Genomic DNA, 13,109 nt, shown 5'->3' on the forward strand with positions numbered 1-13,109 from the left:
TACGCTGCGCTAACCCAACCTACGAAAACCGCACGAGCACGCGCGCCAGCAAGTTTCCTTCGTGCAGCACTAGCTCCATCCGCAACGATTGCGCGCGCGCCGCCGAAGCCGCCAACGACAATCCAAGCCCCGTATGCACGCCGGCTTCCTTGCCCTTGCGCCAGAAGCGCTGCTGCATGCGTGCGATGTCTTCCGCGGTGAGGTCCGGCGCGGCATTGCTGACGGACCAGCCGTTCGCCGTGCATTGCAGCTGGATCGTGCTGCCGGCCGGCGCGTAGGCGATGGCGTTGCCCAGCAGATTGCCGAGCACCACGTCCAGCAGCGTGGGATCGGCCATCCAGGTGACCTGCGCATCGATCTGCGCCGCCAGCTTCAAGCTGCGCTCCTGCAGGCGAAGCCGATGCCGCCCGATCAGCGTTTTCGTCAGCGCGCTTACGTCCACGCGTTGCAAGGCCAATCGCTCGATGCCCGCTTCGACACGCGTGAGCAATAGCAGCGCGGTCACCATGCGTTCCATGTTCTGGCCGATCTCGCCGATATCGGCAAGCAGTTCGTTGACGTCGCGGCCGCTGGGATAGCGCATCTCCACTTCGATCGCGGTGCGCAGTTCGGACAGCGGCGTGCGCAGTTCGTGCGCCGCGCTGCTGGCGAACTGGCGTTCGCGCAGCAGGCCTTCCTCCATGCGCGAGAGCACTTCGTTGAAGTGCGTGATCAGCGGAACGAGCTCGCGGATGCGAGTGTCGGCCAGCCGCATGCTCGGCGTATCCGGACCAATCGTCTCCATCGCCCTGGCCAGGCCGGACAGCGGATGCAGGCTGCGCGTCACCAGCAGCGGCGTCAGCACGGCCACCGCCAGGAAGCCCAGCACGACCGCGCCGAACTCGATGCGGTCCATGGATTGCTGGAAATCCACCACTTCGCTGCGATCGACCGCCAGGCCGAGCACGCATTCCGGTGCGCCGAGCGCGCTGGCGACGTCGGCATTGGTGTCGCCAACGCCATGTGGCGCATTGGCGTTCGCCGAAAAGCGCAACGCAATGGCACGCAGCGCCGTGCCCTGGCGATCGGCCATGTCCACAAAGGCCATGGATTGGGCCGGTTGCAGCGCCGGCCACGCCAGCAGTGCAGCCTGGCTCGAAGACACCACGCGCCGGCCGCCGCAGTCGATCTGGAAATAAACCGTACCGTCGTCGGCCAGGAATGAAGGGATCCAATAGGAGGGCAGCGCCTGGGTCGAGGCCTGCGTCTGCGAGTTGTAGATGTCCGCCAGCGCCTGCGCACGTTCCAGCAGGTTGGTATCGGCACGCTGCGCGACTTCATTATCGACGCGGATGTCGATCGCCAGCGTGGCGGTACCCAGCACCAGCACGATCGCTGCGATCACCAGCAAGGTGGTGCGAAAGCGCAGCGAGGTGGCGCGTCCAAACATGGAGTCACTGTTTCGCAATCAGATAGCCGAAGCCGCGGCGTGTCTGCACCAGCTCGCCGATGCCGGCGTGTTCGAGCTTGCGCCGCAGGCCGAACACGAGCACTTCCACACTGCGGTCGGACGCATTGGATTCGCAACCGGCCAGCCGTTCGAGAATCTCGCCGCGCGAAAAGGCGCGACCGCGATGCCGCAACAACAGCTCCAGCAGGGAAAATTCGCGTGGCGTAAGCAGCAAGGGCTCGCCATGCACGTGCACGGAGCGCGTGACGGGATCAAGGCTCAATTCGCCGATCGTCAGCTGCGGCGTCTGCGCATCCTTGGAGCGTCGCGCGAGGGCGTGCAGCCGTGCGACCAGTTCGTCGAACGAAAACGGCTTGACCAGATAGTCGTCGGCGCCACGGTTGAGCGCATCGATGCGGTCGGCGGTCTGGTCGCGCGCCGACAGCACCAGCACGCGCGGACGCGACGTGCGGCCCTGGATATGCCGCAGTACGGACAGGCCGTCCATGCCGGGCAGTCCCAGGTCGAGCACCACCAGCTCGTACTCATAGGTGTCCAGGTGCTGGCAGGCGATGATGCCGTTGGCGGCGGTATCCACGGCGAAACCCGACGCGCCGAGGCCACGCCCGAGCGATTCGCGCAAACGCAGGGAATCTTCAACGATCAGAACGTTCAGGTCGGCCTCTCCGGTCGGGAATATGAGCTATGGACGCGCCGTGCGAGCGCGTTGCGACAGCGTGCAGCGAGCCGGCTTTCACCAGCCTGACAGATTCCTTGAACGAATGACGAAAACCTAACACGCCGGTAAGTGTGGGGTAAGGTCATCCGCACACACTCCCTGATGCGTGCCCGCCAAGGACGTGCCGTTGCGTGATGAATCCATTACGCCGAAACACGCATTCAACGCAGCCAGCCTGCCAGGTGTCCTTTGAGCGCATTGTCCGATTTCTCCAGCAATGGCATTCCACGCCAGGGCATCCATCGCATCCTGGTATGCCGGCCCAATCACCGGCTCGGCAACATGCTGTTGATGACGCCGCTGATCGCGGAGCTGGAACGGTTGTACAAGGGCGCGGAGATCGACATCGTCGCCGAAGGTCCGCTCGCCGGCGATGTGTTCGCCACGTTCTTCAGCGTGCGCAACGTGTACTGCCTGCCGCGCCGCGGTTTCAAACATCCGGGGAGCTTTCTTGCGCTGGTCGCGCGGATTCGCAAGAACCGCTACGACCTGGTGATCGATCCCTGCGTGGGTTCGGGTTTCAGCCGCACGCTGGCGCGTATTTTCCGCGGGTGCTACAAGCTCGGTTTCGGCGATGCGGAAAAACCATCGCGCGGTCTCACCCATGTGGTGCCCGCCACGCAGGCGCCACGGCACATGGCGCAGCGACCGGTGGCGCTGGTGCGCGAATGTGATGTGTCTGCGCCTGACAAAGGCGCGGGGTTTCCGCCCATGGACATCCGCCTTACCGAGGAGGAGCGCGCCAGCGGCAAGGCGGTGATCCGCGAGTTGCTCAAGGACACGCCCTCGACACGTACCGGCCTCACCATCGGCATTTTCGCCGACGCCACCGGCAACAAGTGCTATGCCACCGCATGGTGGAACGACTTCCTGACCACGCTGCAGGTGCTTTCGCCGCATTGCCGCTTCGTGGAGATCGTGCCCATGCACGGCCGCTCCATGCTCGGTGCGCGCTGGCCGAGCTATTACTCCAGCCATATCCGCCGCATGGCCGCGGTGATGTCGGCGGTGGACCTGGTGATCAGCGCCGACTGCGGCGTGATGCATCTGGCCGCCGCTTCGCAGGTACCGACGCTTGGCATGTTTTGCGTGACCGACGAGCAGGTCTACGGGCCGTATGGCACGCGCAGCGGTTCGTTGTTGACCCGCGAGCTTTCCGCCGAGGATGCCGCCCGCAGCGCGGTGAAGGCATTCCCCGATCTGTTCGACACGCCGCCGAAGGAACCTGCCGTCGTCAGAATGGTGCGGCAGCCTTGAGTTTCGGTTGGGATAAGGCGCAGCCGCATCCCAGCATCGCCATCTACATCACTGCGCTGGGGTTCGCCCCGGACCAAGTCCGGGGCTCAGCCCAACCTACGGGGAGCTTCATAGGGGCCTGGCAAAGTACAATTGCCGGCTGAGCTTGCGCCGCCTGGGCGCGGCGCCCTGCCCGGAATTTCCCCATGCCGAACGACCGCATCACGCAGCACCACTTGCGGCCCGATACCACGCACGCCACGCGCTGGTCGTTGCTGTTCGTGATCGCCTTCGGGCTGCTGCTGGGCTTTGCGTTCCAGGGCACGCGCGGCTTGTGGAGCCCGGACGAAGGGCGCTACACGGTGGCGGCGCTGCAGATGCTCGATACCGGCAACTACCTGGCTCCTGCCTACAGCCCGGACGAAGTCAATTTCTCCAAGCCGCCGACCACCTACTGGGTGATCGCCGCCTCGATGAAGGTGTTCGGCCGCAATACCTGGGCGGTGCGCATTCCCTATGCGCTGGCGTTCCTGCTGACGCTGCTGGTGCTGCATGCGATGGGGCGCCGGCTGATGCCGGAAAAACCCTGGCTGCCCAGCGTGGTGTACGGCTGCGCGGCGGCGCCGTTCCTGGCCGGCAATATCGTCAGTACCGATGCGTTTCTCACCTTGTGCGAAGCGCTGGCCATGCTGGGCTTTCTGTGCGCGGCGTTCGACGAGAACGAGCGCGGGCGCAAGCGCTACGTGATGCTGATGTGGCTGGGCTGGGGCCTGGCGTTCCTTACCAAGGGGCCGCCGGGGCTGATGCCGTTGCTGGCGGTGATTCCGTTCATCGTGCGCCGCGACGGCTGGCGTGGCCTGGGCCGTTTCTTCCCGTTGGGCGGCATCGTGCTGTTCCTGCTGGTGGGCTTGTCCTGGTACCTGGTGGTGGTGCTGCGTTACGCCGGCCTGCTGGACTACTTCCTGCACCAGGAGGTCTACAACCGCGTGTTCACCGCCGCGCACAAGCGCAACGCGGGCTGGTTCGGCTGGATCAAGATCTACCTGCCGGTGCTGGCGATCGGCCTGTTGCCGTGGTGGCCGGCGATGGGGCGGGTGATCCGTCGCTGGGCATCCGCCGAGCGGTGGAGCGCCAAGGGCAGTCCGAACGTGGAGCTGTTCCTGGCGTTGTGGTTCCTGGTGCCGTTCGTGGTGTTCTGCCTGGTGCAGTCGCGCCTACCGCTGTACATGCTGCCGCTGTTCGTGCCGTTGGCGTTGCTGCTGGCACTGGAGTTGCGCGATCGCTTCGACCTGCGCCAGCGCAAGCAGCAGCTGTTGCTGGCCGCGTGGGTAGTGGTGCTGCTGGCGGCCAAGGGCATTGCCGCATACGACTGGCATTCAGTGAACGACAACCGCCAGGCCGCCGCCGAGCTGCGCGCGGCCACGCCGGTCGAGCGCTACCAGGCGATCGTCTTCGTCGAGAACACCGCGGTGGGCTACACCATCGAAGAGGCCACGCCGTGGGGCCTGCGCCTGTACCTGGGCAAGGTGATCTACGGCATCCCCTGGCTGGCGCCGCACGGTGGCGAGGCGCTGTGCCATGCGCTGCATAACGAGGGCAGGGCGCTGGTGGTGATCGATCCGGACCTGGGGCCGAAGGCGATCGAGCCGGCGCTGGCACAGTGTCCCGGCAAGGTGACCGAGCTGGGGACGTGGCGGAAGGATGTGTTGAAGCTGGTTGAGCTTTGAAACAGGCCTTGGGTTAGCGCTCACCCACCGTTTGGCTAAAGCGGCTCCCTCCCCCGCGAAGTAGGGAGGGCTGGGGTGGGTTGCCGCGCAGCTGGAATTCACCGCGAGGTTGTTTACCCCACCCTAACCCTCCCTTACTTCGCAGGGGAGGGGACAGATGGCGGCGACGGGCGATATCGGGCCCCGGCTTCACGTCCCGTCGAGCCCCGTCTTCACCCCTTCCTTTACAATCGGCCAACTGGGCGGCCTGCCCGCCAAATCGATCAGAGCATCCTCCAAATGTGTGGAATTTGCGGAATCTTGAGTCGGGATGCAGGACATCCGCTGCCACACCTGGAACAGAAGGCGCAGGTTATGCTGCAGGCCCTGGCGCATCGCGGGCCGCACGGCGATGCGCATATTTCACGGCCGGGCCTGGCCATGGCCACCAACCGCCTGGCCATCCGCGGCGTGGACCGGCACCAGCCGCCGCTGCTGGAATATGAAGCGGGCGTGGTCGTCGCGTGCAACGGCGAAATCGACAATCATCGCGAACTGCGCCGCTCGTTCGCCGAGGCCGGGCACGACATCACCGCCACCACCGACGTCGCCGTGCTGGCGCCGCTGTATCTGGAGCAAGGCCTGTCGTTCCTGGAGCACGTGCAGGGCGTGTTCGCGCTGGCGCTGTGGGACGGCCGCCACCAGCGGCTGATCCTGGCACGCGATCGCGCCGGCGAGCGGCACCTGTACTACGCGCTGATCGGCCAGACGGTGTATTTCGCCTCCGAACTGGCCGCGCTGGTAAAAGCCTGCCAGCCGGACGTGCAAATCGATCCGGCCGGCCTCGCGCATTACCTGCGCTCGGGCTACTGCCCTGCGCCGACCAGCCCGCTCAGGCACATCCACAAGGTGGCGCCGGGCGAGATGGTCGTGATCGAGCCGGGCAGCGTCCGCCATCAGCGCTATTGGCATTTTCCAGCGGAAAAGGCCACCACCGCGCCATCGACGCAGGCATTCGATCCAATCTTCCGCGAAGCGGTGCGGCGGCAAAGCGACATCGATGTGGATTATGGCGTGCTGCTCAGCGGCGGCATCGATTCGGCGCTGATGACCGCGGTGGCGCGCAGCGTGCGCCCGGAGCAGAAGGTTTCCGCCTATTGCATCCGCTTCGCCGAAGAGTCCTTCGACGAAGGCCAGTACGCGGGGCAACTCGCGCGCGAACTGGGCTGCAATTTCGTCGAAGTGACCGTTTCCGCGCAGGACGTGCCGCGCACTCTGCGCGAACTGATCCGCGCCAACGGCGAACCGCTGGCCGATCCGGCGTGGATTCCCTTGTCGCTGGTGACCAAGCGCGCCGCGCAGGACGTGCGCCTGTTGCTGGCGGGCGAGGGCGCGGATGAATTGTTCGGCGGCTATCCCACCTATCTCGGCGCACGCTGGGCCAGCCATTACGCCAACCTGCCGCCGCCGGTGAAGGCGTTGGCGCAACGCGCGATCGAGTCGCTGCCGACCAGCGACAAGAAGGTCACGCTCTCGTTCCTGCTCAAGCGCTTCATTCGCGGGCAGGAGCTGGACGGCCTGGCGCGGCATCTGTTGTGGACAGCGAGCATTCCGCCGATATGGCAGCAGCGGCTCGGCATCGCGCCGCCCATCGATGACACGCAGCACGATGCAACACGCCTGATCGATACCATCCAGCACTACGATTTCGGCCATTCCCTGCCGGACGCGCTGATGGCCAAGGCCGATCGCGGCGCGATGCTGCACGGCGTGGAAATCCGCGCGCCGTTCCTGGACCAGAGCGTGATCGAATTCGCCGCCACGCTACCGCTGGAAGCGCGCGTGCGCGGGCTTACCACCAAGGTGTTCCTCAAGCAGTACGCGTTGAATTATCTGCCCAAGCAGGTGGTGACGCGGCGCAAACGTGGTTTGTCGGTGCCGCTGGCTTCATGGTTGCGCGGCCCCTTGCGCGACTGGGCGCAGGCGCATCTTTCAAATGGCGTGCTACAGGAAGTGGGCATCGATCTGCGCGAAACGCAGGCGCTGTTCGCCGAGCATCAGTCGCGCGTGAGCGATCATGCGCGCGCAATCTGGACGTTGGTGGTGCTGAGCGAATGGCTGCAGTGGCTGGACAGCGAGCGCGTGGCGGTGTCGGTCGCGCAGCAGGAAGAAATGCTGGCGCAGCAGTCGCTGTAGTCGCCGCGGAAGAGTCGCGTAGGTTGGGGTGCGAACCTTGACGTACCCCCACGTTTTTGCAGGTTGAGTGCAGATGATCCCGCAAGGAAGTTAGCCGCGCGTGATCGTGAACGATTGCCTGCGGCGCTTTCGATCGCCGCAGGCGCTCGAGTCACTTTTCTTTGCTGGCCCAAAGAAAAGTAACCAAAAGAAACGGCCTGAAGAGCTCATGGCGCTATGCAGGTTTCAAGCCTGAAAGCTTGAGGCATTGCGATGAGAGTTGGCCCGCCCGCTTCCATCCGGTCGCGATACCGCGAGGCGTCCTAGCGCTGAGGGCTTAAAGCGAGCCCGCCAAACGTCGAGGTCTGCTTTAAGCCCTCAGTGCCTCGACGCCTCGCGGAATAGCCGGGACGTATAACCTTGGGCGAGCAACTTTCGTATCGATGGAAAGGTTCAGGCTTGTATCCCTCCCATGCTGTGAGCCTTTGAGGCCATTTCTTTGGGTTACTTTTCTTTGGGCCAGCAAAGAAAAGTGACTCGGTCCCTTTAGGGACCGAAAGCGCCGCAGGCAATGGTCCACGTCCGCGCGCGGTTCCGTTTCTCCAGCAAATTGTGGGGATAGATCAGGGTGCGAACCCCAACATTGCCATGCGCACATACACCCTAGGTTGGGGTTTGCACCCCAACCTACGCAGGGGAGCGTGTGCTTACTGCCCCAACAACTCCTGCACGATCAACCCGGTCGCAATCGCCACCAGCACGTACTCGCCATCGTCGCTGCGATACCAGCCATAACCCGGCGGCGGCGGGCGCAGGCGGTAACGGCCGTAATCCTCGACGTAGTACTCGCGTACCCGGTAACGCTCCGGCAGGTATTCGCCGCGGCGGTAATGCTTGTCCCAGCCAAGGTGGCGGCCGTGGTCGTGATGGTCGTCGTCGTGCCAGCCGCGATCGTCGCGGTCGTGCCCGTGGCCGTGACCATGGCCGTGATCATCATCCTGCCAGCCTTGGTCGTGGTCGTGACCACGCCCTTGCGCAACGGCAGCCGTGCTAACCATCACCATGGGCACAGCGGAAAGCAAAGCCAGCGCAAGCAGATGTCGTTTCATAATGGTTTCCCTGTAGGCGCCTGATGGTTGGTGCCGTCGATACGGCCTATTGCCGTGCAGGTGAGACTAACCAAACCACCTGAACGGCATCCGTCCCGAAGCTTGCGGCGAGTGTGCGCTGTTTTGCATCCTTCAGAAAGAAGCCCCGCCATGGGGCGGGGCTTCGTTTGGCCGTCCATGCATGAACCGTCAATCCGGGTCGAACGGCGGCGTCAGGCCGGTGAAGTCGCCGATCTGCTTGGCGTCGTAAGGGCCATTCAGATCGTTGAAGCCATCGCCGGGCATGTTCAGATCACCTTGCTGGAACACGATGTGCCCCGCCTTGTCGACCTCGATCACGCGATCGTTGAACTGGTCGCTGATCAGCGTATCACCGTTGTGCAGGCGCACCGCGCGCGTCGGCGCCGGCGAAGGATTGCTGCCCGCCTGCAAGTTGGTGACGTACTGCCACACCACCTGATCGTTGCCGTTCACCTCCACGATGCGGTTGTTGTTGGAATCGCTGATCAGCGTGTCGCCGTTCGGCAGGCGACTGGCAAACGCCGCGCCGCTCACCGTGCCGCCTGCGGTGAACGTCTTGACCAATGTGCCGTTGGGCCGGATCTCGATCACGCGATCGTTGCTCTCGTCCGCAATCAGGATATGTCCGTTCTCCAGCACCTCGCCGCTGTTGGGATTATTGAGCTGGTTCGGCCCCATGCCGCTTACGCCGGTGGTGCCGTACTGCCACACGATCCGGTGATGCAGGTTGACCAGAATGACGCGCTGGTTGGCCTGGTCGGCAATCAGCACATGCGGTCCCGGATGATATGGAAAGTTGATCAGGAATAGCGCCTGCACCGGCGTATTCAACTGGTTTGGCCCCGCGCCGCTGACGCCGGCCTGGCCGTATTGCCAGATGATGGTGCCGTTGGGGTCGACGATGAACACGCGATTGTCCGGGCAGCCGTTGACCGTGTCAGAGCACCCGGGCAAGCCCGGCGGCGTGCCGGTGCCGGAGATCAGCGTGAACGGTCCGAACCGCTCGGCATCGTTCACGCCCACCACGCTGTGCGGGCCGGGCAAGTCCGAACCGTTGCCGAAATGCCACACCACCTTATGCGTCTTGCGATCCACCTCGATCACGCGGTTGTTGAACTGGTCGGCGATCAGCACGTGGCCGGTATCGCTCTGCGCCGCCGCGGCCCTGGAGTACAAAACACCCGCCGCCACCCCCGCAACGACCAGGCCTGTAACGACGGAATGAACGAGTTTGTGTTTGAACAGCATGCGTCTCATGACAGATCCCTCCTTAAGGGATGAACGTAAAATCCCCCTTGCTCCCCGTGCCGTACATGGGAAGTTCGTGCGTCGTCTTGCTTCGGTCTTCAGATCAGACGGATGCCCACGCCCATAGCATCACCACGCATACGAGAGGCTCAGCACCCAGGCGTTGCGGGTGGTGCCTGCAGCAGAGGGATAGCCAAGCACGGCATCGGAAGCGCCGCGCGTCGTCGTCCAGCTCAACTGGACATTGCAAGGCGCCAGGTTCACGCCGATGCCAGCCCGGACATCGGCACGAAAGCGACTGGCGTGATAGTCCGCCACGTCGCCGCTGCGCCGCAGATAGCCTGCATGCGCAAACACATACCATCGCCCCGACAAAACATGGTTGCCGTCGAGTTCGCCGTACCACGCCGGATAACCGGCGTTGAAGTAATTGGGCGCGTAGTAAAGACGTCCCATCAGTTGGCGATAGGCCAATCCCGTGTAAACCTCGGCATACGCATACGACTCGTGGCCGGTAAAGCGCGAGTAACGCACGCCGGCTTCCCAGCTCAGATCCGTGCGCACGCGATGCGCATAGCCCGCATCGACCAGGGCTTGCACGGCATCACGCGCATCAAGTCGTACGCTGGACATCATGCCTCCTGCATACCAGCCGCTTGCGGCCCAGTCGTAGTCGAACGCCAGTTGCGCAGCCGGACGATCATCGCTGAGCGAAGCCCCGCGAAAACGGTAGTCGGAAACCAAGGTGGCGCTGCCCGTCATCTGCGCACGGGCCTGCACGGCGAACAGGACGACAAGAACTGCCACGACGGTTCGTAACACGAGGCATGCTCATCGGCGCGGCACTCCCAGGGACGCATGCGTGGCGGCGCAGCCGCACGTGCAACGATGGCTCAGCTGCGCCACGGCGGCGCACGCGTCGATCGTCATGGGCCGCAGTGACGCGAAGCCTAGCGCAGATCTCGCATGCAAGGCGTCACGCAGCTGCGCCGGCGTGAGATCCGGTGACAGCTCATGCAACAGCGCCACCAGTCCGCTGACTTCCGCCGCCGCAAACGACGAACCGTTGACCAGGCTCCAGCGCGCGCCGGGCTGGGTAGTGGGAATGTCCTCGGCCGGCGCGAGCCATGCATCGCCGCGCCGCACATTGGCATGCTCGCCCGCCACCGCCAGCACGCCCGGGTAGGACGCCGGAAAGCCGCCGTCGGCAGCCATGTTGTCCACCGCGCCCACCACCGTGACGTGCCCGGCCAGCGCCGCATCCAGCAGGCGCCGCAGCAGGCGATCGTCCGGTCCGGTCAGGCTGAGGTTGATGATGCGTACGTGCTTTTCCAGCGCATATTGCAAGGCCTTGGCCAAGGTGAAGCTGTCGCAAGCGGCGCTGGCGCTGCCGTCCGCCAGTTGCCAGCACGCGCGCAGTGCGAGCAATCGCGCCCGCGGCGCCACGCCGACGATACCCACGCCATTGCCTTCGCGCGCGACGATGATGCCGGCCACTTCGGTGCCATGCAGTTCCGCGCGATAGGTGCCGTCGTCCACGAAATTGCGTTGTTCGACGATCTGCCCGGCCAGGTCGGGTTGCGCAGCGTCCACGCCGCTATCCACTTCAGCGATGGCGATGTTCTTGCCGGTGGCCAATGCATGCAGTTCGGCGATATGCCAATGCGTGGCGACCGGTTGCAGCGCATACAGCGGATCGTTGCTGGCCAGCGTGTGGAAGGTTTGCCTGGGTTCGGCCGATTCCACTCGCGCATCGTGTGATAGCGCCTGTGCCATATCGCTTGCCGAGCTGCCGGCGCCGACACGCATCACGAAGCAATCCACGCCCAGCGCCGGCATCGGCCAGTTGTCGATCAATTGCAAACCGTACTGCCGGGCAAGTTCGCGCGCGACGTGCATGCGCGCCGTTTCATCGGGCGATGCGACATAAGCCGCCGCGTAGCCGTCCGCGGCATGCAGATGAGGCGGCGCAGCGCGCAACATCACCAGCACCTGCGGCGGCGCTTGTGCGTGAGCTGCGGCGCAAAGCCCCGCCGCCAGCGCAACGATAAGCGCGTGCAGTCGCTTCATGGATGGCCGCCCGCACTCAGGTCTTCCACCAGGGTCACCTGCGGCGAACCGAGCAACATCTTGCGCGTGGCTGCGCTGCGCGCCTCGGGCACGCGCAGCACGTAAGCACCCGTTTCGGTAGGTCCACCGACAATGCGTGCATGACTGCTGCGCACCAGCTCGCGCATCTGCGCTTCGCGTGTGTGCGGATCGAACATCACCACCAGCAGGGCATCCTGGCTGCCCGCTGCGCTCAGCGTGCGATAGCTGTCGTGCTGCGGATGAAGCACGATCACGCTCAAGCCGAGGATCACCGCCGCCTGCACCGCCGCAAGCCAGGCCAGCGTCTTTTCGCGGCGATGCCAGGTGGAAGAAGTGCGCGGCGCGCCGTGCAACCTGGCGACGCGCCGGTGCAGGCGCCGCAGCTTCGGCGACACCTCGTCTTTGTCCGCCTGCTCGACGAACTGCTCCTGCACCGCACGCAGCCACGCGGCTTCCTGCCGGCACGGCGCGCACTCGGCCAGATGATGTTCCACCTGCGCGCGCTCGTCGTCATCCAGCGTGCCGTTCACGTACCAGGGCAGCAGCCGGTCGGCCTGCGCATGCACCGGGCCTTCGAACTTGATCACCCGACCATTCATATGGCCTCCCGGCGCGATGCCAGCGATGCCTTGAGCTTGCGCCGCGCATAGAACATGCGCGTCTTCACCGTATCGACCGGGCAACCCATGATCTGGGCGATTTCGCGGCAGGCGTAGCCGAAGTAGTAGGTGAGCTCCATCACTGCCCGCTGCTCGGGCGACAGGGTGTGCAACGCATCGTCCAGATGCTTGCGCACTTCTTGCTGCTGCAGGGCGTCGTCGGGGCCGGGTGCCGATGTCTCGGTGCGCTCGTCCAGATCGGTTTCTTCCGGTGCGCCAAGCCGTTTCAGCGCTTTCAAGGATTGGCGGTAAGCGATCGCGAAAATCCAGGTCGACACTTTCGATTGATGGTTGAAGGTATAGGCTTTGCGCCAGACCACCATCATGGTGTCGTCCAGAATCTCCTCCACCAGCGCCGTCTGCTTGATCATGCCGCGCACGAAGCGCTGCAGGCGTGGGCTGTACAGGCGATAGAGCACTTCGAACGCATCCCTTTCTTCCGCTGCCACACGCGCCAGCAGGGCGGCTTCCTCATCCACGGAAACGCCGTCCCCTGCCGAACCTGCCCGCCTGCTGCGCACGGTTGCTCTCCACGCGTGGCTGTATGGTGATTCATACGCCTTTGCGGTGGGTTGGTTCAATCAGGCTACATATCTTGAAATGCCTATCGCCCCTCAGCGTCATTCCGGCTTTCGCCGGAATGACGCTGAGGGGCAGCCATGCGTTTTGGGAGATTGAGCCCGCCCCGCCCGGCAT

11 protein-coding genes are annotated in these 13,109 nt (G+C 64.4%); 3 read left to right on the forward strand and 8 right to left on the reverse strand.

The genetic code is table 11. From position 1 onward, the window contains the following. Positions 1–19: 19 nt before the first annotated feature. Both ACTHNE_RS21365 and ACTHNE_RS21370 read right to left on the reverse strand, forming a co-directional pair. Positions 20–1,429, reverse strand: coding sequence for a sensor histidine kinase (locus ACTHNE_RS21365; RefSeq protein WP_440270274.1), 1,410 nt, complete (start codon positions 1,427–1,429; stop codon positions 20–22). A 4-nt stretch (positions 1,430–1,433) separates the two neighbouring features. Next, entirely contained in the window at positions 1,434–2,129 is a 696-nt protein-coding gene (locus tag ACTHNE_RS21370; RefSeq protein WP_440270293.1) for a response regulator transcription factor, read from the reverse strand. Between the two features lie 228 nt (positions 2,130–2,357). Between ACTHNE_RS21370 and ACTHNE_RS21375 the strand changes: the two genes are divergently transcribed. The 3 genes from ACTHNE_RS21375 (at position 2,358) to asnB (ending at position 7,306) form a co-directional block, all read left to right on the forward strand. Then, positions 2,358–3,425 carry a glycosyltransferase family 9 protein gene (locus ACTHNE_RS21375; protein ID WP_440270275.1) on the forward strand — a complete coding sequence of 356 codons (1,068 nt, stop codon included), beginning with the start codon at positions 2,358–2,360 and terminating at the stop codon, positions 3,423–3,425. A 185-nt stretch (positions 3,426–3,610) separates the two neighbouring features. Further along, entirely contained in the window at positions 3,611–5,131 is a 1,521-nt protein-coding gene (locus tag ACTHNE_RS21380; protein ID WP_440270276.1) for an ArnT family glycosyltransferase, read from the forward strand. Between the two features lie 279 nt (positions 5,132–5,410). After that, complete coding sequence (gene asnB, locus ACTHNE_RS21385; RefSeq protein ID WP_440270277.1) at positions 5,411–7,306, forward strand: asparagine synthase (glutamine-hydrolyzing); 1,896 nt, start codon at positions 5,411–5,413, stop codon at positions 7,304–7,306. 686 nt (positions 7,307–7,992) lie between these two features. Here asnB and ACTHNE_RS21390 read toward each other — a convergent pair. The 6 genes from ACTHNE_RS21390 to ACTHNE_RS21415 all read right to left on the reverse strand — a co-directional run bounded on the left by ACTHNE_RS21390 (position 7,993) and on the right by ACTHNE_RS21415 (position 12,934). After that, positions 7,993–8,394, reverse strand: coding sequence for an RcnB family protein (locus ACTHNE_RS21390; RefSeq protein WP_324938043.1), 402 nt, complete (start codon positions 8,392–8,394; stop codon positions 7,993–7,995). Between the two features lie 189 nt (positions 8,395–8,583). Beyond that, on the reverse strand, positions 8,584–9,672 hold the full coding sequence (locus ACTHNE_RS21395) for a hypothetical protein (RefSeq protein WP_324938046.1): 1,089 nt from the start codon (positions 9,670–9,672) through the stop codon (positions 8,584–8,586). 120 nt (positions 9,673–9,792) lie between these two features. After that, positions 9,793–10,470 carry a TorF family putative porin gene (locus ACTHNE_RS21400; protein ID WP_324938048.1) on the reverse strand — a complete coding sequence of 226 codons (678 nt, stop codon included), beginning with the start codon at positions 10,468–10,470 and terminating at the stop codon, positions 9,793–9,795. Between the two features lie 24 nt (positions 10,471–10,494). Next, positions 10,495–11,733: a S8 family peptidase gene (locus tag ACTHNE_RS21405; RefSeq protein WP_440270278.1), complete on the reverse strand. Its 1,239-nt coding sequence runs from the start codon at positions 11,731–11,733 to the stop codon at positions 10,495–10,497. Next, positions 11,730–12,353 (reverse strand): zf-HC2 domain-containing protein, encoded by a 624-nt coding sequence (locus ACTHNE_RS21410; protein ID WP_324938052.1) that lies wholly within the window; start codon positions 12,351–12,353, stop codon positions 11,730–11,732. The genes ACTHNE_RS21405 and ACTHNE_RS21410 overlap by 4 nt, the downstream gene beginning before the upstream one ends. Then, positions 12,350–12,934, reverse strand: a complete 585-nt coding sequence (locus tag ACTHNE_RS21415; protein ID WP_324938054.1) for an RNA polymerase sigma factor — start codon at positions 12,932–12,934, stop codon at positions 12,350–12,352. Before ACTHNE_RS21415 ends, ACTHNE_RS21410 begins: the two co-directional genes overlap by 4 nt. Between the last annotated feature and the right edge of the window lie 175 nt (positions 12,935–13,109).

This window comes from Dyella sp., from assembly GCF_051954575.1.
In the GTDB taxonomy this organism is placed as follows: domain Bacteria; phylum Pseudomonadota; class Gammaproteobacteria; order Xanthomonadales; family Rhodanobacteraceae; genus Dyella_B.